General features: G+C 70.1%; 17 protein-coding genes. 8 read left to right on the forward strand and 9 right to left on the reverse strand.

Features of this window, described 5'->3' with window-relative positions:
- Positions 1-15 precede the first annotated feature (15 nt).
- The 3 genes from ACODT0_RS25620 to gtdA form a co-directional block, all read right to left on the reverse strand.
- Entirely contained in the window at positions 16-1,257 is a 1,242-nt protein-coding gene (locus ACODT0_RS25620; protein ID WP_413762155.1) for a 3-hydroxybenzoate 6-monooxygenase, read from the reverse strand.
- Between the two features lie 11 nt (positions 1,258-1,268).
- Positions 1,269-1,973, reverse strand: a complete 705-nt coding sequence (locus ACODT0_RS25625; protein WP_489042609.1) for a fumarylacetoacetate hydrolase family protein — start codon at positions 1,971-1,973, stop codon at positions 1,269-1,271.
- A gap of 65 nt (positions 1,974-2,038) precedes the next feature.
- Positions 2,039-3,115, reverse strand: coding sequence for a gentisate 1,2-dioxygenase (gene gtdA / locus ACODT0_RS25630; RefSeq protein WP_479670996.1), 1,077 nt, complete (start codon positions 3,113-3,115; stop codon positions 2,039-2,041).
- Between the two features lie 183 nt (positions 3,116-3,298).
- On the opposite strand from gtdA, the gene ACODT0_RS25635 reads away from it, so the two are divergent.
- The 8 genes from ACODT0_RS25635 (at position 3,299) to ACODT0_RS25670 (ending at position 9,485) form a co-directional block, all read left to right on the forward strand.
- Complete coding sequence (locus tag ACODT0_RS25635) at positions 3,299-4,213, forward strand: LysR family transcriptional regulator (RefSeq protein WP_057594712.1); 915 nt, start codon at positions 3,299-3,301, stop codon at positions 4,211-4,213.
- Between the two features lie 136 nt (positions 4,214-4,349).
- Positions 4,350-4,799, forward strand: a complete 450-nt coding sequence (locus ACODT0_RS25640; RefSeq protein ID WP_203203155.1) for an acyl-CoA thioesterase — start codon at positions 4,350-4,352, stop codon at positions 4,797-4,799.
- A gap of 118 nt (positions 4,800-4,917) precedes the next feature.
- A complete protein-coding gene (locus ACODT0_RS25645) occupies positions 4,918-5,430 on the forward strand; it encodes a phasin family protein (protein WP_057594706.1) in 513 nt (170 codons plus the stop codon).
- Between the two features lie 181 nt (positions 5,431-5,611).
- A complete protein-coding gene (locus ACODT0_RS25650; protein WP_489042610.1) occupies positions 5,612-6,316 on the forward strand; it encodes a TetR/AcrR family transcriptional regulator in 705 nt (234 codons plus the stop codon).
- A 3-nt stretch (positions 6,317-6,319) separates the two neighbouring features.
- Entirely contained in the window at positions 6,320-7,165 is an 846-nt protein-coding gene (locus ACODT0_RS25655) for a hypothetical protein (protein WP_489042612.1), read from the forward strand.
- A gap of 52 nt (positions 7,166-7,217) precedes the next feature.
- Positions 7,218-7,802, forward strand: coding sequence for a lipocalin family protein (locus ACODT0_RS25660; RefSeq protein ID WP_296739645.1), 585 nt, complete (start codon positions 7,218-7,220; stop codon positions 7,800-7,802).
- 50 nt (positions 7,803-7,852) lie between these two features.
- Positions 7,853-8,527: a helix-turn-helix domain-containing protein gene (locus ACODT0_RS25665; protein WP_489042613.1), complete on the forward strand. Its 675-nt coding sequence runs from the start codon at positions 7,853-7,855 to the stop codon at positions 8,525-8,527.
- Positions 8,528-8,582: 55 nt separating this feature from the next.
- On the forward strand, positions 8,583-9,485 hold the full coding sequence (locus ACODT0_RS25670; RefSeq protein ID WP_489042614.1) for a DMT family transporter: 903 nt from the start codon (positions 8,583-8,585) through the stop codon (positions 9,483-9,485).
- A gap of 30 nt (positions 9,486-9,515) precedes the next feature.
- On the opposite strand, the gene ACODT0_RS25675 is transcribed toward ACODT0_RS25670, so the two are convergent.
- The 6 genes from ACODT0_RS25675 to ACODT0_RS25700 all read right to left on the reverse strand — a co-directional run bounded on the left by ACODT0_RS25675 (position 9,516) and on the right by ACODT0_RS25700 (position 19,907).
- Positions 9,516-14,231: a LamG-like jellyroll fold domain-containing protein gene (locus ACODT0_RS25675; protein WP_489042615.1), complete on the reverse strand. Its 4,716-nt coding sequence runs from the start codon at positions 14,229-14,231 to the stop codon at positions 9,516-9,518.
- Positions 14,232-14,405: 174 nt separating this feature from the next.
- Positions 14,406-15,269, reverse strand: coding sequence for a class I fructose-bisphosphate aldolase (locus tag ACODT0_RS25680; protein ID WP_057592538.1), 864 nt, complete (start codon positions 15,267-15,269; stop codon positions 14,406-14,408).
- A gap of 51 nt (positions 15,270-15,320) precedes the next feature.
- Positions 15,321-16,301, reverse strand: coding sequence for an aldo/keto reductase (locus ACODT0_RS25685; protein WP_057592539.1), 981 nt, complete (start codon positions 16,299-16,301; stop codon positions 15,321-15,323).
- Entirely contained in the window at positions 16,298-17,227 is a 930-nt protein-coding gene (locus tag ACODT0_RS25690) for an ABC transporter permease (protein WP_208509805.1), read from the reverse strand. The genes ACODT0_RS25685 and ACODT0_RS25690 overlap by 4 nt, the downstream gene beginning before the upstream one ends.
- Positions 17,228-17,334: 107 nt before the next feature.
- Positions 17,335-18,858, reverse strand: coding sequence for a sugar ABC transporter ATP-binding protein (locus tag ACODT0_RS25695; RefSeq protein WP_489042616.1), 1,524 nt, complete (start codon positions 18,856-18,858; stop codon positions 17,335-17,337).
- Positions 18,855-19,907, reverse strand: coding sequence for a substrate-binding domain-containing protein (locus ACODT0_RS25700; RefSeq protein WP_057592540.1), 1,053 nt, complete (start codon positions 19,905-19,907; stop codon positions 18,855-18,857). Before ACODT0_RS25700 ends, ACODT0_RS25695 begins: the two co-directional genes overlap by 4 nt.
- Positions 19,908-19,980: the final 73 nt, after the last annotated feature.

Here is a 19,980-nt window from a genome sequence, read left to right on the forward strand (position 1 = left end):
TGAAGGCGTCGGGTGTCAGTGCGGCGAAAGCGCGGTGGCCTGGGGCCGCAGCGCCTCGGGCGCGTCGTCGAGGCAGCGCTCGGGCCGCCAGGCATAGAGCCACTCGACCGCATCGTAGAAGCGCTCGGGCGTGCGGCCCGGCCAGAGGCTGTTGCGCACCAGGCGCTCCACGCCCTTGGCATGGTAGAGCCGGCCCATCTCGCGCACCGACAGCACCACGCGGGCCGTGCGCGCCACGCGCGCCGCCTCGTAGAGCCGGAAGGCGGCCGGCAGGTCGAAGTCGCAGGCCTTCACGGCCTCGCCGAGCGTCACCGCGTCCTCGAGCGCCATGCAGGCGCCCTGCGCCAGGTACTGCATCATCGGATGCGCGGCATCGCCCAGCAGCGTGGCAGCGCCCTCGCTCCAGCGCTCGACCGGGTCGCGGTCGGCGGTGCTCCAGCGGCGCCACGAGGTCGGGCGATCGAGCAGCTGGCGCGGGCGCGCATGCACGCCCTCGAAGTACGACAGCACCTCTTCCTTGCTGCCGTCGGTCACGCCCCATTCCTCGCGCTCGCGGCTGTGGAAGGTGACGACCAGGTTGTATTGCTCGCCATGGCGCAGCGGGTAGTGCACCAGGTGGCAGTTCGGGCCGGCCCAGACCACGGGCGCGTTCCAGCGCAGATCGGCCGGCATGTCGGCCGCCGGCACCACCGCGCGGTAGACCACGTGGCCCGACACGCGCGGCGCGTCGCCGATGAGCGCGGCGCGCACCACCGACTTCACGCCGTCGCAGCCGACGATGGCATCGGCCTGGAAGCGCCGGCCGTCGCGCGTGACCGCGACCACGCCCTGCCCCCGGGTGTCGAGGCTCTCGACCTGCGCCGAGGTGTGGAAGCGGATCAGCGGATGCTGCTTCACGGCCTCGTGGATCGCGCCGTGCAGGTCGGCGCGGTGGCTCACGGCATAGGGGTTGCGAAAGCGCGCGCGGAAGGCCTCGCCGACCGGCACCGAGGCCACCTCCGAGCAGTCGACCGCGTCCATCATCACCAGCCGGTCGGTGAACACCGAGCCCCGGCGCACCGCCTCGCCCACGCCCAGCGCGTCGAGCGCGGCGAAGGCATTGGGGCCGAGCTGCAGGCCGGCGCCGATCTCGCCGATGGCGGCGCTCTGCTCGAGCAGGTCGATCGACACGCCCAGGCGTGCCAGCGCCAGCGCGGCGGCCATGCCGCCGATGCCGCCGCCGACCAGCAGCACGGTGGGGGAAGGGGTCGGGCTCATGCGCGGCTCGCTCAGTCGATGCGAACGCGGAGCGACGGCAGCCGCTCGATGCTGACCTTGATCGTCTGGCCGGCCTTCACGGCGCCCACGCCCTCGGGCGTGCCGGTGAAGATCAGGTCGCCGGGCTGCAGTGCGAACAGGGTCGACAGGTTGGCGATCACTTCGTTGACCGACCAGATCAGGTGCGTGATGTCGCTCTTCTGGCGCACCTCGCCGTCGACCTCGAGGCGGATCTCGCCGGCATCGATCTCGCCCACCTCGGCCAGCGTGCGCAGCGGCGCGATCGGCGCCGAGAAGTCGAAGGCCTTGCCGATCTCCCAGGGCCGGCCCTGCTCGCGCATCTTCATCTGCAGGTCGCGGCGCGTCATGTCGAGGCCGACGGCATAGCCGTGGATGTGGCTCGCGGCCTGTTCCACCGGGATGTCGCGCCCGCCCTTGCCGATGGCGACCACCAGCTCGGCCTCGTAGTGGTAGTTGGCGGTCAGCGCCGGATAGGGAATGGCGCCGGTCGTGCCCTCGGCCACCGGCACCACCGAGGCGTCGTCGTTGGGCTTGCAGAAGAAGAACGGCGGCTCGCGGTCGGGATCGAAGCCCATCTCGCGCGCATGGGCCGCGTAGTTGCGGCCCACGCAGTAGACGCGGCGCACGGGGAACTGCTTGTCGCTGCCGACGATGGGCAGGCCGACGATGGAAGGGGGCGTGAAGACGAAGGACATGAGGGCTCCTGCCGCGTGGGGCGGCAACGGTCGAGGGAAAGGAAAAAAACGAAAAGGGCCGGGACTCAGGCGTTCTCGAGGAAGGCTTCGCGCAGGATCCCCATGGCCTGCTGCACCGGCCGGTCCGAGAAGCTGAAGAGCACGCAGTCGCCGTTGGGCGCGTGCAGCCGCAGCGGCGCCCACGAGGGCACGACGAAGGTGTCGCGCGGCCCGAACTCGAAGCGCTGGCCCGCGATCTCGGCGCTGCCATGGCCCTCGACCACGCTGTAGACCGTGCCGTCGGTGGCACGGTGCGTCTTGCCCGCGAAGCCCTTGGGCAGCAGCTGCAGGTTGGTCGAGATGGTCGGCATCGGCGAGCCGCCGGTCAGCGGATTGATGTAGCGCAGCTTGTGGCCCAGCCAGGCATCGGGCGCTTCCTGCTTCTGCAGTTGCGCCAGCGCCTCGCGGCTGCGTGCATAGGGGTAGTTGAAGATCGGCGAGGTCTGCGACGCGTGGTCGTGCCGCACCGGCACCATGTTGTGGCCGAAGCGCGCGAGGCTGTGGCCCTCGGGCCGCGCCACGTGCTGCACCCTGGCGTCGTCGTTCTCGGCGAAGCCGGCGTCGAAGAAGCGCAGCATCGGGATGTCGAGGCCGTCGAGCCAGACCACCGGCTCCACCACGCCCTCGATCCCCTCGTTGCCATGGTCGTGCCAGGCCCACGAGGGCGTGATGATGAAGTCGCCCGGGTACATGGTGGTGCGCTCGCCGCCCACGGTGGTGTAGGCCCCCTGGCCGTCGACGATGAAGCGCAGCGCCGACTGCACGTGGCGGTGCGAGGGCGCCACCTCGCCCGGCATGATGAGCTGCAGCCCGGCATAGATCGACTGCGTGATCGAGGAGTTGCCGGGCAGCGCCGGGTTCTCGAGCACCAGCACGCGGCGCACGGCCTCCTCGGCGGTGATGAGGTCGGCCGACTCCATCAGCAACGGGCGGATCTCGTCGTAGCGCCACAGCGCGGGCACGCAGGGCGTCTGCGGCTCGCGCGGCACCAGCGCATGCAGCGATTCCCACAGCGGCGTGAGGTGCAGCGGGCGGATGCGGTCGTAGTAGTCGCGGCGCTCATCCGCATTGGAGGGCGCGGCGCGGGCGGTGGAGGGGTTCATGGCGTGTCTCTCGCGGTGCATGGCGCGGCGGCGACCTGGGACGCCGGCCTTTTGGTTAGAACTTCCGAATCAACGGGATCATCCGCCCGCACTACTATTGGCGCAATGGGGGACCGGCGATAGCTCCGATCCTGTTTTTCGATAATGGTGGCCCGCGGGCCGCACACGGCGAGGGCCGCGCCCATGGCACAACTCGATCTGGAATGGCTCTTGGTGTTCGACGAGGTCTACAAGACCGCCAACGTCTCGAGCGCCGCCGAGCGGCTCGGCATCTCGCAGTCGGCCGCGAGCACGGCACTCGCCAGGCTGCGCACCCACTTCGGCGACAAGCTGTTCGTGCGCACCTCGCGCGGCATGGAGCCCACGCCCTATGCGCGCCAGACCCAGCCGCTGGTGCTCGACATCCTCGACCGGCTCAACCGCGCCAAGGGCGGCCGCGCGGTGTTCGACCCCGCCACGGCCGAGCGCAGCTTCCGCATCTGCATGACCGACATCAGCGAGGTGGTGCTGCTGCCGGGCCTGCTCGGCCACCTGCGGCAGGTGGCGCCGGGCGTGCGCATCGAGACCGAGATCATCTCGACCGAGAGCGGCCGCCGGCTCGAGGACGGCGCGGTCGACCTCGCGGTGGGCTTCATGCCGCAGCTCGAGGCCGGCTTCTACCAGCAGACGCTGTTCATGCAGAACTTCGTCTGCCTGGCGGCGCGCAACCATCCGCGCGTGGGCGCCCGGCTGACGCGCAAGCGCTTCGAGGCCGAGGCGCACGCGGTGGTGGCCTCCTCGGGCACCGGCCATGCGATCGTCGACAAGACCATCGCGCGGCTCGGGCTGCGGCGCCACGTGGTGACGCGGCTGTCGAGCTTCCTCAGCGTGGCGCGGATCGTGGCCCACACCGAGCTGCTGGTGGTGGTGCCGCGCATCCTCGGCCAGGTGCTGGCCACGCAGGAACCGGTGCAGCTGCTCGAGCCGCCGTTCGAACTGCCCTCGTACGCGGTCAAGCAGCACTGGCACGAGCGCTTCCATGCCGACGCCGGCAATGCCTGGCTGCGGCGCACGCTGGCGCAGCTGTTCAACGAAGGCGAGGCGGCGGGCCCGGCCTGAGCCGATGGCATGGCGCTTGCAGCCCGGCGGGCATGCCGGGACGACGGGCGGCGGTCGAACCGTCATGCGCGCCCTCGCATAATCGCCTCCCCCCGTTCCGGCCCCCACGGCCCCTTCCGAAAGCAAAAGGCACAGCATGTCTTCCATCACCCTGCGATTCCTCGCCGAGCCCAACACCGTCAACTTCGGCGGCAAGGTCCACGGCGGCACGGTCATGAAGTGGATCGACGAGGCCGGCTACGCCTGCGCCACGAGCTGGGCCAAGCGCTACTGCGTCACCGCCTTCATCGGCAGCATCCGCTTCCACCGCCCGATCATGATCGGCGACCTGGTCGAGGTCGAGGCGCGCATGGCCTACACCGGCAAGACCAGCATGAACATCTCGGTCGAGGTACGCAGCGGCGACATGAAGGGCGGCGCGATGGAGAAGACCACCGAGTGCCTGATCGTCTTCGTCTCGGTCGACTCGCACGGCCGGCCGCTGCCGGTCGAGGCCTACGTGCCGGGCACGCCGGGCGAGATGGCGCTGGCCGAGCGCGCGCGGGCGCACCTCGACGCGAGCCGCGCGGCCTCGGGCAACCCCTGAGCGGTCCGCCAAAGACCTGAATAGGCAAAAGGCTCTAACCGCGCGCGGCCCGCGCGGCTAGAGTTCGGCGGTTTCCGGCAGACCGCCCCTCCCCCTCCCTCCTCCATTCGGACCGCACATGGCCACCCAGGACGACGACCGCTTCGACAAGACCTCCGACCGCATCAAGGATTCCGCGCAGCAGATCTGGCTGGCCGGCCTCGGCGCCTTCGCCAAGATGCAGCAGGAGGGCAGCAAGGCCTTCGAGTCGCTGGTCAAGGACGGCGCCGGCATGCAGAAGCGCACCCAGCAGGCGGCCGAGGAAACCCTGTCGCAGGCCCAGGCCCGCATGGCCGGCTTCGCGAACGAGTTCGGCACCAAGGCCGCGGGCCAGTGGGGCAAGCTCGAGAACATCTTCGAGGAACGCGTGGCGCGCGCGCTCGACAAGCTCGGCATGCCGCCGCCGGCCGAGGTGGCCGCGCTGCAGGCACGCGTGACGGCGCTCGAGGCCGAGCTGGCCGCCCTGCGCGGCGCCGCGAAACCCGCCGCCAGTCCGGCGCGCGGTGCCCGCGCCGCGCGCCACGCCAAGTCGGCCGAGACACCGGCACGCAAGGCCACGGTGCGGCGCAGCAAATCGAGCGGCACCGAATAAAGCCGCTTTCCGGCCTCGAAGCGGCCGATTCCGGCGCCGAATGCGCGAAGAGGCGTAGCACGACGCCATGCGCATGCGGCACTGCACAAACGCAGTGCCTCGCAAATCAATGTCCCCCCGCGCGCTTCGCGCGGCGTTCCTGCGCTAGAGTGTTTCCAAGAGACAACCCGGGAGCACCGACATGGCCAGGAAAGCGCCACGCCGCACTGCACAACGCATTCTCGAAGCCGCGCTGGACCTGTTCAACCGCTTCGGGGAGCCGAACGTCTCCACCACGCTCGTGGCCGGCGAGCTCAACATCAGTCCCGGCAACCTCTACTACCACTACCCGGCCAAGGAAGAGCTGATCAACAAGCTCTACGAGGGCTACGAGACCGAGCTCGGCGAGCTGCTCCATGCGAGCGAGGGCATCCACGACGTGGAGGACGCCTGGTTCTTCATGCACAGCCTGTTCGAGCTGATCTGGCGCCACCGCTTCCTCTACCGCGACCTCAACGACCTGCTGAGCAAGAACCGGCACCTCGAGACCCAGTTCCAGCTCGTGCTCAAGCACAAGGTGCGCGCGATGCGCCAGCTGATCGCCGGCCTGGGCCGCGCCGGCCACCTCGAGATCGACGCCCACGAGGTCGACACGCTCGCGCAGAGCATGGTGGTGGTGCTGACCTACTGGCTCAGCTACGAGTACGTGCGCAACCCGCGCCAGGCGCTCGAGCCGGCCCATGCGCAGGCCGCGCTGCTGCGCGGCGCCCGCCACACCCTGCACCAGCTCGCGCCCTACCTGGGCGCCGAGCAACGGCGCCATTTGCTGACACTGGGCCGGGCCTACGGCGGCGAAGATGCCGCCAGCAGCCCGCCCGCCGCGACCCCCGCCGATCTGGCTGCCTGAACCATGTCCCCCCACGATTTCAAACCGCTCCCGCCGACGTCCGCCGCGCCCGCCGGCGGCGCCTCCGGCCACGCCGGCCCGTGGGCGCCCCTGCCCTACGCCGACGTGCCGCGCTTCGATGCCAGCAGCCTGATCGCGCACTGGAGCCGGCTGCATGCCGGCCACGCGATGCCGGCCCCAGAGCACAACGCGGCACTGGCCGAAGGCTGGGCGCTCTATCACAGCGGCGAATTCGAACGCGCCGCGGCCATCGGCCTGCTGCACGGCGCCGAAGGCCTCGCGCTGGCCAACCAGGCGACCGCGATCTACGCCAACTACCTCGAGCCGCGCGAGGCGGTGCGGCTCTCGATGTTCCGCCAGGTGGTGGAGCGCGCGGGCGCGCGGGCCGCGGCCGAGCCCGACGACTGCCAGGCCCTGTACTGGCAGGCCTATGCGATGGGCCGCTACAGCCAGGGCATCAGCGTGGCGCGCGCGCTCGCGCAGGGCCTGGGCACGCGGCTCAAGGAGGCGCTCGAACGCGTGATCGCGCTCGAGCCGCGCCATGCCGACGCCCATGTCGCGCTGGGCGCCTTCCATGCCGAGGTGATCGACAAGGTCGGCGCGCTGGTCGGCCGCATGACCTATGGCGTGCGCGCCGAGACCGCGGTCGAGCTGTTCGAGCACGGCATCGCGCTGCATCCGCATTCGGCCAGCGCGCTGATGGAGTACGCGCGCGCGCTGCTGATGCTGCATGGCGACGCGCGCATGGGCGAGGCCATGCGGCTCTACGAGAAGGCCGCGGCGCTCCAGCCGGCCGACGCCAAGGAGCGGCTGGACGTGGAGCTCGCGCGCGCCGGGCTCTCCGAATAGGTTGCGGCCACGGGCAGGGGATCCAGTCGGCTCGCTGCCGCGTACTGCCCGGATGACCCGCCTTCCACACCCCCACCCCGAACGCGCCCCCGCGGCGCGCCCCAGGCACCCGCTCGGCTGGCTCGCCCTGTGCGCGTGCGCCGCGCTCACGGCCTGCGCCACGCCGGCACCGACGATCGCGCCGCTGCCGGCGGTCGACATCGCGCGCTTCATGGGCGACTGGTACGTGATCGCGAACATCCCGACCTTTCCGGAGAAGAACGCGTTCAACGCCGTCGAGTCCTACGCGCTGCGGCCCGACGGCCGCATCCAGACCGACTTCCGCTACCGCGACGGCAGCTTCGACGCGCCGGTCAAGACCCTGCATCCGGTGGCCACCGTGCGGCCCGGCACCGGCAACGCGGTCTGGGGCATGCAGTTCATCTGGCCGATCCAGGCCGAGTACCTGATCGCCGACGTCTCGCCCGACTACCAGAGCACCATCGTCGCGCGCAGCAAGCGCGACCACGTCTGGCTGATGGCACGCACGCCCGAGCTCGCGCCCGAGGCCTACGCGCAGGCGCTGCGCAAGATCGAGGCCCTGGGCTACGACCTCGCGAAGCTGCGCCGGGTGCCGCAGCGCTGGCCGGAACGCTGACCCGGCCGTCGGCGCGCCGGGGTTCGCGAGGCCTGGGCACAATCGCGGGCATGCACAGTCCGCTCGTCCCCGGGATCGCCTACAGCGTGCGCAACTACGCGGGCGAATACGCCGGCCACGACCATGCGCACGCGCAGATCATGTTCGCGCTCGACGGCCGCATGGAGCTGGAGATCGGCGGCCGCGCCGCCTTCACCGACACCTCCTGCGGAATGATCATTCCGGCGGGCGTGGCCCACACCTTCATGTCGCCGCGCGGCGTGCGCATGGTGGTCATCGACACGCCCCCCGCCACGGGCGTCGACCGCATCCGGCGCTTCGCGGTCACGGCCGCCTGCAGGAACGACGTCGATCCGGCCCGGGCCGCGCAGCACCTGGCGCACGTGCTCGAGGCGCCCTCCATCCTCGCGCGCCGCAGCATCGACCTGGCACGGCTCGACACCGCCATCGGCGGCGCGCTGCACGAGCCCTGGAACACCGCGCGCATGGCGGCCCTGTTCTTCCTGAGCCCGCAGCGCTTCCATGCGCGGCTGCTCGAACTGACGGGGCTGTCGCCGCAGGCCTACCTGCGCGCGCGCCGGCTCGACGCCGCCCAGCGCCTGCTGCGCGGCGGCCTGCCGCTCGAAGCGACGGCCCTGCGCACGGGCTATCGCTCGGCCAGCGCCCTCGGCTTCGCGCTGCGACGCGATCGCCAGTCGGGCGCCCGGCACGCGCGCGCGGGCTGACGAGGTCGAGAGTCTCTCGACAGTTGCCGCGGTCGCGGCGCTGGAGGATGCGCGCATGACAAAGCACGCTTCCCTCACCGGCGCCGCCATGGTGCTTGCCGCCGCCGCGCTCTGGGGCACGACCGGCACCGCCCAGAGCTTCGCGCCCCTGGACACGTCGCCCTTCTGGATCGGCACGCTGCGCATGGCGATCGCCACGCTGTTCTTCGCGGCCTTCATCGGCTGGCGACGGCAGCGCGGCGAGCGCGTCGCGCTGTCGATGGCGCGGCCGACGTGGCGCTGGGTGCTGCTCGCGGGCCTGTGCATGGCCGGCTACAACCTGAGCTTCTTCGCGGGCGTCAGGGCCACGGGCGTGGCCATCGGCACCGCGATCGCCGTGGGCAGCGGGCCTGCCTGGGCCGGATTGCTGCAGGCGCTCGTGTCTCGCACACCGCCCGCGCCGGCCTGGTGGGCGGGCACCCTGCTCGCGATCGGCGGTGGCGGGCTGATGGTGATGTCGGGATCAGGCGACGGCCCGCGCGCCGACCTCGCCGGCCTGGCGCTGTGCCTGGGCTCGGGGCTCTGCTACGCGACCTACACGCTGGTCAGCCAGCGCCTGGTGCGCCAGTCGCCGCCGGCGACGGTCACGCTGTGGGTGTTCTCGGTGGCCTCCGTGGCGGCCATGCCGGCTGCGCTGCTGATCTCCGGCCCCTTCTCGGCCACGCCCGCGGGCTGGGTCCTCGTGGCCTACCTGGGCCTCGTGTCGACCGGCATCGCCTACCTGCTGTTCAGCCATGCGCTGCGGCACATCTCCGGCGCCTCGGGCGTCACGCTGGCACTGGCCGAGCCCGTCACGGCCTTCGGGCTCGCCCTGGTCGTGCTGCACGAGCGCCCGGGCCCCTGGGCCTTCGCGGGGCTCGCGATGGTGCTGGCCGGCCTGCTGATCGTGGTGTGGACCGAAGCGCGCAGGGTGCGGTAACACCGCCCCCGCGCGCTACCGGCCGCCCGCTCAAGGCAGCTGGGTCCAGTTCTGGTTGTTGCCCCCGTTGCAGGTCCAGGTGATCAGCGCCGTGTCCTGCGTGGTGGATCCGTTCGGGACGTCGAGGCAGGATCCGGAGGCGCGGTTGCGCAGGGTCGAGCCGACCACCGTCCACTGCGTCGCGTTGCCGGCCGTGCAGGCCAGCTGCACCACCGCCGCGTTGGTGGTCGCGTTGCCGCTCTGCGCCAGACACAGGCCGCTGTGCTGCGCCACGAACTGCACGTAGCCGCCGCTGTTGGTCACGGTGAACTTCTCGTTGGCGTCGTTGCCGCAGGGCCACTGCACCGCGGTGGCGCCGCTGGCGGTCGACACGCCCTTGATGTTCACGCACAGGTTGCTGCTGTCCGAGCGGATGCGCGCGACCAGCGGCGGCGCGGTGTCGAGCGAACGCACGTACTCGCGCAGCGCCACCACGTCGGCCGGCGGCAGGCCGTTGGCGTTGCCGTGGCCGCTGTCGAGCACCGCCTGCAGCGAGGCGGCCTGGCCGTTGTGGAAGAACGAGGTCACGCTCCAGGTGCCCGACAGCGTCGGCGTGTCGAAGCCCACGCCCGCCAGCGGCTGGTTGCTTCCCTTGCCCGACGAGAGCTGGATCGTGCCCACGTCGTGCCGCTGGCCGTCGCGGAAGGTGCCGCCGGTGTGGCAGGTCGCGCACTGCGCGGTGTTGAACACCGTCTGGCCGCGCGCGGCCTCCACGCTGAGGTTGCCGTCGGCCGTGCGGGCCGGGCTGCGCATGAACTTGTCGAGCGACGACAGGTAGGCCGCGAGGTCGTCGAGCTGCGCGTTGCGTCCGGCCTTGGGCGTGCCCAGCGGATTGGAGGTGGCCGCGTAGTCGGCATTGCTCAGGAAGCCGGTGCCGCCGAACTCGTTGCGGATGTCGTTCTCGAAGTCCTGCACCTCGTCGAAGTTGGCCGTCCAGTGCAGCTTGCCGTGGCTCGTGCCGCGCCGCCCCTGCAGGCTGATGGTGCGACGCAGGCCCTCGCCGCGCTGGGTGAAGTCCCACACCATGCCGTCGTCGCCGCCATCGGCATGGCAGCTCGCGCACGAGATGTAGTTGTCCTTGCTCATGCGCCGGTCGGCCGCGTTGTAGAACACCTGCTTGCCGCGCAGCGCGGCCGCGGCCAGCGGCTCGGTTGCCACGGTCTGCACATTGCGCAGAAAGGTCGCCGCGTTGCTCTCCGAGGCCAGCACCGCCGCCACGTCGTGCACCGACACCGAGCGCGCGAGGAAGTTGTTGACGTAGAGGCGCTTGCGCGCGGCATCGAGGAACAGCCCGTGCGGCGCGCTGCTGGTGTCGATCTCGCCGCGCACCGAGCGCGTGTAGGAATCGACGATCGCGACCCGGTTGCCTTCCATCTGCGCCACGAAGATGTAGTCGCCCGCGGGCGAGAACAGCGCGGCGCGCGCCGGCGCGCGGTCGTCGAAGTCGATCTGCTCGCCGGCCACGTGGGCCGCCGACTGCAGGTCGACCTGCGACAGGATCGAGCGCACGGTCTGGTCGTGCACCAGGTCCTTCCCGTCGCGGAAGCGGCCGCGCACGATGTTGTCCTTCTTCGAGGGCAGGATGGCGCGCTTGCCGTCGGGCGAGATCACGACCTGGCTCAGGTAGTTGGCCACGCCGCGCGCGCCGGCCTCGGTGTCGATGGTGGTGGTGTCCACCGGCAGCGCGATGGTCGGCAGCGTGCTCATCGAGGCCAGGTTGACCTTGTAGAGCTCGCCGCCGGTCATCTTCGACTTGAAGCGCGTGACGTAGGCGATCTGCGCATCGCCCGTGACCGCGATGCCGCGCACCGTGCCGTCGAGCGGCAGGGTGGCCGTGACCGCGCCGGTGGAGGGATTGAAGCTCACGAGGCGCGACTTGCTCTCCAGCGTCAGCAGGCCCTTGGTGCCGTCGGGCGTGAAGACCACGCCGTAGGGACCGCTGCCGTAGTCGAAGGGCACGGTGACCGAGACGCTGCCGTCGGCGGCGTTGAGCGCCACCAGCTTGTCCTCGCCCTGCACCGCGACCCAGACCCGGCCGTCGGGACCGAGCGCCAGCGTCTTGGCCTCGCTGCCCACCGACACCTCCCACAGCTTGGCCAGGCTCTGGGCGTCGATCGCCGCCACCGTGCCGCTGTCGGGATTGACCGCATAGACCCGGTTCGCGTCGCCCGCGATGTTGCCGGTGTGCCGCGGCGCGCTCGCGGTGACGGGCGCGATGATGGTCACGTTGTAGGTGTAGTAGGTCTCGCGGCCCGCGCTGTCCTTCACCGTCAGGGTCACGGTGTAGTGGCCGGGCGTGGTGTAGGTGTAGCTGTAGCCGGCCTGGCTCGAGAAGGCCGTGACGGTGCCGTTGCCGAAGTTCCAGCGGAACTGCGCGCCGCCGCTGCCGAGCGTTGCCGGGTTGAAGTTCAGCGCGCCGTTGACCACCTTGGGCCCGCTGCCGATGCCGGGGTCGCCGATGACCGCCTGGCCGCGCAGGGTCGCGACCTCGGCGTCGCCGAGCACGCGGCTGAACACCCGCACGTCGGCCAGCGTGCCCTTGAAGAAGTCGGCATTGCCCTGGATCTGGCCCAGCCACTGGAACTTGTTCGCGAGGCCCTTCACGCCGGTGAGGCCGGTCGAGCTGGTCTTGGCGCCGTCGATGTACATGGTCTGCGCGCCCGAGCCCGCGTCGCGCGTGAGCACCACGTGGTGCCAGTTGCCGTCGTTGACCGGCGAGGTCGAGCGCGTGCCCGGGTTGTTGGTGGCCGCGTTGGCCACCGACAGGTTGAGCCGGCCCGTGTTGTCGAGCCAGCCCCAGAACACGTCGTCGGCGCCGCCCGACTGGTCGCGCCCGAAGATGCCGGGCGCGGTCCAGGCGTTGGCGCTGCCGTTCTGCGTGGTCTTCATGTAGAAGCTCAGCGAGGCGGTGCCGCCCAGCACGGTGGCCACGCTGTCGTTCTTGAGCTGCACGCCGCCCGCGCGGTTCGCGAAGTTCAGGCCGATGCTCTCGAAGGCGTCGCCGGATGCGGGCGTGCCGTCGTTGTTCGAGATCGGGTCGCTGAGCTTGCCGTTGAGCGCCCAGTGGTAGCTCAGGCCCACCTCGGCCGCGTTGCCGGTGTTGAAGGTGGACTTGAAGTCGGCGCCGATGGCGTTGCCCGCATAGTCCTTCACGCCGTTGGCCGGCAGGAACACCTCGTAGCTGGTGCCCGGCTGCAGCGGCTGCGTCGGATGGAAGTTGATGATGCCGAGCTGCACGCTGTACGTGCCGGCCAGCGTGTTGCCGCCCACGGGCCGCACGATGAAGGTGTTGGCGTTGACGCTCTCGGGCCGGATGTTGTCGGTCATGCCCAGGCCGATGCGCGAGGTCAGCGCCTGCTGCTTCGCGCCGTTGGCGGGGGAGACCTGCTTGACCTCGGGCCGGGTGGTGTCGGGGTCGACCTGGTGCACGACGAATCCGCTGCCCGAGCCGTGGTCGTTGCCCACGAACACGAGGTTGCCGAACATCGCGACCTGGCCGTTGTCCGAATGCGAGAAGTTCGGATCGTCCTCGCGCAGGATGCTGCCGCGGCCCACCTCCACGTGATTGAGCGGATTGCTCACGTCGACCTTGTGGATGCGCGTCTGCGCGCCCTGGATCACGTAGTGGTCCTGCGTGGCGCAGTACAGCTGCTCGTCGATGACCAGGCGGTTGTCCTCGGCCACGAATTTCGAGCGGTCGCTCAGGTCGTAGCTGTACATCTTCGCGCCGCTGTTGCGGGTGGAGACATGCAGGTTCCGGCCGTCGAAGCAGGTCGCGTAGTAGAACGGCGTGCTGCCCACGATGGAGTCGAGCACCTTGGGATTGAGCGGATCGGAGATATCGAGGCTCGCGAAGCCGCCGTTGCTCTCCATCGCGGTCAGCACCATGTGGTTGCCCATCGTGAAGATCGGGCCGATGCGAAAGCCGCCGAGTTCGCCGGTGGACACCGGGTTGGACTTGCCGGCGCCGCGGTTGGCGAGCACGGCGTTCGCGGGGTCGGCGGCATCGACGATGAAGATGCCCCGGCCCGCCGAAGCCACGTACAGATAGGGCGCCTGCCACCAGAGCTGCCAGGCGACGTTCTCGTAGTCGCCGCCATTCACGCCGGGCAGCGCCAGCTTCTTCACCTGCTTGATGTCGTTGACGTCGGTGAAGTCCCAGAACTCCACGCCGTTGATGCTGGGCAGCACCACGTAGGTCTTGTCGCCGATCTTCGCGGTGCCGAAGGAGTGGGTTTCGCGGAACTCCTTGGTGCGGGCCTCGGGCTCGTAGATCTTCTTGACGAGCTTGATCTGCCGCGGGTTCGACACGTCGTACAGCAGGAAGCCGCCCGGGCCGAGGCCGCTGTCGGGAGCGAAGGACGTGAGGAAATAGCCGTTGACCATGATGCCGGCGTTCATGCCGTAGTCCTTGCGGCCCGGGTAGGTGGCGGGCACCTCGCGCGACTCGTAGGCGTTGCTGTGCGCGGGGTCGAGCGGATGCGCGGGGCTGGTGATCATCGACACCGGCTTGAACAGTTCCTCCGAGGTGTAGGTGAGGTTGCCCAGCCCCGGCCCCTGCAGCGGGAGGGGATCGGCGACGGCCTCGGACACCGCGGTCGCCATGTTGCCGAGGGTCGTCATCGGACTGACCCCGGTGATCGCCGCGTGCGTCAACAGGGTGACGAACGGCACCATCAATGCCATCAGGTAATACCGGATCTTCATCGTTTGCCTCCAAGTGTTGTTGGAAGTTCGCAGGGGAATCTGCTGGCTCGTTCTTCTCTGGCTCGAATCACGACATGCGCGCGCAGCGCGCACCCCGGCGGGCGACGGGCATCGCCTGCCGTGGCAAAAAAACCTGTTCGCCGGAAGCCGCGCGAAAGCCGCGCAGCTTTTGCGCTATGGGCTTCGCGCCGCGCCGCCCGATTCGTACAGGGCCCAGGCCGCTTCCGCGCTGGCGCCCTCGTGGATCATCGCCATCAGCGCGCTCACCACCGCGGACGGATTGGCGTGCTGGTAGACGTTGCGCCCGTAGACCATGCCCACCGCGCCCTGGTCAAGGAGCACGCGCGAGCGCGCGAACACCTGCTGCAGGTCCTCGCGGCCGCCGCCGCGCACCAGCACCGGGCAGCGCGCGGCCTGCACCACGCGGTGGAAGTCCCTGGGGTCGCTGGTCGGGTCGGCCTTGACGATGTCGGCGCCCATCTCGCGCGCGAGCCGCACCAGGGTCACGATCTTCTCGGCGTCGCCGTCGACCATGTAGCCGCCGCGGCCCGCGCCGTGCGCCTGCATCACCAGCGGCTCGATCATCAGCGGCATGCCGTAGCGGTCGCAGTCGGCGCGCACGCGCGCGATGTTCTGCACGCACTGGCGGAACAGCTCGGGCTCGTCGGGCAGCATGAACAGGTTGACGACCACGCAGGCCGCGTCCATCTGCACCGCGGGCAGCACGGGGTCGTGCTCGTTCTGCAGCACGGCCCACATCGAGCGGTGGCGCGTGGCGTTGTAGGGATTGCCCATGTCCAGCCGCATCACGAGCGCCGGCCGCTCGCGGCCCGGGCGCAGCTGCAGCAGGTCGGCCTGGCCGTAGTTGAGCTGGATCGCATCGGGCGCCGCGGCCACCAGGCGGTCGATGACGCCCGGCATGTCCTCAAGCCCGTCGAGGAAGCTGGGCTCGTTGCACACGCCGTGATCGAGCGCGATGTCCAGGCCGCGGCCGGCCTTCAGCAGGCGGGCGATGCGGACCTCTTTGCCTTTCGACATACGAAAGAACTCCTTGAAGGTGGAAGATGGTTCGAGGGGGCGGGACGCGTCTCAGCCGAGCGCACCAAGGTGCCGCTTCGCGGCGGTATCGATCTGCAGCAGCGCGTCGGCGCCGAGCGCGAGCGTGCCGGCCGCGGCGTTCTGGATCGCCTGCTGCCGGTTGCGCGCGCCGCACAGCGACAGCGAGACGGCGCCGTGCTCGAGCGTCCAGGCGATCATCATTTCGGAGAACGAGCAGCCCAGCGCGGCGCGCAGCGGTTCGAGGTCGGCGAAGAAGGCCGCGAGCCGCGCGCGGTTGTCGGCGCTGAAGCGCGGATTGCTCGCGCGCTGGTCGTCGCCCGTGAAGGCGCGCGCGGGATCGATCGGCCCCGCGAGCAGGCCCAGCGCGAGCGAGGAATAGCCCATCACCGCCACGCCATGCTCCTTGCACAGCGGCACCAGCGTGGCCTCGATCTCGCGGTCGATCAGGCTGTAGCGCTCCTGCGCCGCGTCGACCGGGCCGTGGCGCAGGTACTCGGCGAGCGTGGCGGCATCGACGTTGCTCACGCCGATCGCGCGGATCTTGCCCTGCTTCTTCAGGTCGAGCAGCGCGCCCATGGTCTCGGCCACCGGCGTGGTGGCGTCCTGCCAGTGCGTGATGTAGAGGTCGATGTAGTCGGTCTGCAGGTTCGCGAGGCTCTGCTCCACTTCGTACGCGATCGCATCGCGGCCGAGGTAACGGTAGACGGGGTGGCCGTCCTCCTCGAAGAAGTGCGTGCCCTTCTGCGTATGCCACACCAGGCCGCACTTGGTGGCGATCACGGCCTCGTGGCGCCGGCCCTTGAGAGCGGTGCCCACCAGCCGCTCGGAGCGGCCCAGGCCGTAGGCCGGCGCGGTGTCGATCAGCGTCACGCCCGCGTCGAGCGAGGCCTGGATCGCCAGCGTCGCGCCCGCGTTGTCGCCGCCGCCCCACATCCATCCGCCCATGGCCCAGGTTCCCAGGCCGATCGCCGAGCAGCGTATGCCCGACGGTCCCAGCGTCGTCGTCTTCATCTCTTGGTCTTCCTCACGTTGAGCAGGTGGTCGATGGTCACGGCCACGAGCAGGATCAGTCCCTTGATCACGTCCTGCCAGTAGGGCGAGACGTCGAGCAGGATCAGCGAGCTCGTCACCACCGACAGCAGCGCCAGGCCGAGCACCGCGCCGAGCACGGTGCCCGAGCCGCCCTTGAGGCTGGCGCCGCCGATCACGGCGGCGGCGATCACGTTGAGTTCCATGCCCATGCCGAAGGTGGGCGTGGCGGCGCCGAAGCGCGCGGTGTAGATCACGCCGGCCAGGCCGGCCGAGGCCGAGCACAGCACCGTGACCCAGAACTTCACGCGGCCCACGCGGATGCCCGAATAGAGCGCGGCCTTCTCGTTGCTGCCGACGTAGAACACCTTGCGCAGCAGGGTGGCGCGGCGCAGCACGAAGTCGCTGATGGCGACGATCGCGACGAAGATCAGGATCACGGCCGGGATGCCGAACAGCGTGCCCTGGCCGATGAACTTGAACTCGGCCGGCAGCGAGAACAGCGACTGCGGCGTGCCCTGCGTGAAGGCCAGGCACAGGCCGCGCACGATCACCATGAAGGCCAGCGAGGCGATGAAGTGGTTCAGCCCGATGCGCGTGACGCAGCCGCCGATCATGGCGCCGATCATCGCGCTGGCGCCGATCGCCATCGCGCTCGCGAGCCACGGGTCGACGCCCATGAGGAACAGCTTGCCGGTGATCACCATCGCGAGGCACACCACCGAGCCCACCGAGAGGTCGATGCCGCCCACGATCAGCAGGATGGTCATGCCGACCACCACGATGCCCTCGATCGAGAACGACAGCAGCATCGCGCGGATGTTCTCCCAGGTGAGGAAGTACGGCGACGCGAAGCTCATGCCCACGCACAGCACCGCGATGATCAGCAGCAGGCCGGCCTCGCGCATGCTGCCGAGTCGGAAGGGTAGGTTCACGGCGTCTCCTTTGGCCCCCGCCGCCGCGCCGGTGCCGGCGGTGCTCGCGGGGTTGGTGCCGTCCATTCTGAATTGGTAGCTCACTGCATCTCCTGTTCGCCCAGTCCCGAGGCCAGCCGCAGCAGGCCCTCTTCCGTCATCTCGGCCGTGCCGAGCTCGCCGGCCAGCCGGCCTTCGCGGATCACCAGCGCGCGGTCGCACAGGCCGATGATTTCCGGCAGTTCCGACGAGATCACGATCACCCCCACGCCCTGGTTCGCGAGCGCGCGCAGGATGTGGTGGATCTCGGATTTCGCGCCCACGTCGACGCCGCGCGTGGGTTCGTCCATCAGCAGCACCGATGGCTTCGTGGCCAGCAGCTTGGCGATCGCCACCTTCTGCTGGTTGCCGCCCGACAGGCTCGCGACCTCGATCGCCACGCCGTCGGACTTGAGGTTGAGCTGCGCGCCGAGGTCCTGCGCCAGCTTGCGCTCGGCCGCGCGTTCCATCAGGCCGAAGCGCGAGCTCACGCGCCGCAACGCCATCGCGCAGACGTTCTGCGCGATCGGCAGGTCGAGGAACACGCCCGCGGCCTTGCGGTCCTCGCTGAGGTAGGCGATGCCGTGGCGCAGCGCGTCGGCGTACTTGCGGATCGCGAGCGTCTTGCCGCGCAGGCGCACGCTGCCGCGCCGCGCGGGCCGCAGCCCGCACACCGTTTCGGCCAGCTCGCTGCGCCCGGCGCCCATGAGGCCCGCGATGCCGAGGATCTCGCCGCGCCTGAGCGCGAAGGAGATGCCCTGCACGCGCTCGCCGTCGGCGATGTCGTCGACCTGCAGCAGCGTCTCGGGCGCCTCGGGCAGCGTGGCGCGCGGCGGGTAGTAGTTGCCGAGGTCGCGGCCCACCATGCGGCGCACCAGCTCGTCGGGCGTGGTGCCCGCGAGCGGGCCGCAGTGCACGTTGCGCCCGTCGCGCAGCACGGTGGCGCGGTCGCAGTTGGCGAAGATCTCGGCCATGCGGTGGCTGATGTAGATGATGCCGATGCCCTGCGCCTTGAGGTCGTGCAGCACGCGGAACAGCGCGGCCGACTCGAGCTCGGTGAGCGCGGCCGTGGGCTCGTCGAGGATCAGCACCTTGCAGTCGAGCGTGAGCGCCTTCGCGATCTCCACCAGCTGCTGGCTCGAGATGCCGAGCTCGTCGACGCGCGCGGCCGGGTCGATGTCCTGGCCGAGCCGGCGCAGCACCTTGGCGGCGCGCGCGTTGAGGCCGCCGTAGTCCATGAAGGCGCGGCCGCCCGCGTTGATCTCGGGCATGAAGATGTTCTCGGCGACGGTGGCGTCGCCGCACAGCGCGATCTCCTGGTGCACCAGGCCGATGCCCAGCCTCATGGCATGGGCCGGGCCGTCGATGCGCACATCCAGGCCGTCGAGCGCGATCGTGCCCTCGTCGGGCTGGTGGATGCCGTCGATGATGTTCATCAGCGTCGACTTGCCGGCGCCGTTCTCGCCGCACAGGGCGTGGATCTCGCCGGCACGCAGCGAGAAGTCCACGCCCGAGAGCGCGCGCGAAGCGCCGAAGCGCTTGCTGATGCCGCGCAGCGAGAGCAGCGGCTTCGGGTCGTCGCTCACTCGCCGATTCCCTTGGTGCCGCGGCGCGCCAGGTACTTGTCCCAGTAGAAGTCGTCGGCGTTGGCCTTGCTCACCACCGACAGGCCGTTGTCGAGGAAGGGCACCGACATCGGGTTGGTGCCGTTGCGCTTGGCGTCGTTCATCGGGTCGATGAGCTGCGGGTTCTTGGCCAGGAACAGCATCATCATCCCCATGTAGCCCTGCATGCCCTGGTTGGGATTGATGGCGCCGAACACGTCGCCGGCCTTGATCATGTCGAGGATCTTGGCGTTGACGTCGCAGCACATCACGCGGATGTTCTTCTTCGACTCGATCTTGGCCTGCGCCGCGCCGAGCGCCGAGTTGGCCTCGGGCATGAACAGCGCGCCCAGGTTCGGGTTGGCCTGTGCCAGGCTCAGCACCGCCTGGTAGGCCTTGCTCGGGTCCTGGTTGCTGGCCGCGCGGCCCGCGAGCTTCATGCCCGGGTGCTTGGTCTTCATGCGGTTGACGAAGGCGGCGATGCGGCGGTCGTGGTTGTCCTGGCCCGGGTTCTCGAGCACCGCGTACTCGCCCTTGCCGCCGAGCGCGGCGGCGATCGCGTCGGCCGCCTGCGTGCCCTCGCGGTCGTTGTCGGAGGTGATGAACGAGGCGCGCTTGGAGTTCGGCGAGTCGGCCGCGAAGGTCACGACCGGGATGCCCGCCGCCACCGCGCGGTTGATCGGCTCGATGAACGGATCGGGGTTCATCGGGTGCAGCAGGATGCCCGCGGGCTTGCGCGCGAGTTCCTGCTCGAAGGACGCGAGCTGCTTGTTCACGTCGTACTCGGGCGTGCCGGTGTAGCGGGTGCGCACGCCCAGCGTGCGGCCCAGCTGTTTCATCATTTCGTAGACCGGAAACCAGTACTCGACGCCCGAGACCATCACGTTCATCACGTAGACGTCGTTCGGGTTGCCGCGCAGGCCGGTGGCGGCCGGTGCGGCGGGCTGCTGGGCGAAGGCGCTGGAGCCGGCCAGGCCCAGGCCGGTGGTGGCTGCGGCGGCCGCCGCGGACTTCAGGAAATCTCTTCTCACTTCTGTCTCCTCGTGTTGCTCTGACCTGGCAGATGGGCCGCCTTGGCGGGTGGCTTTGGATCTCTAGTCGTCA

The sequence above is a fragment of the Variovorax sp. FG153 genome (genome assembly GCF_057809595.1).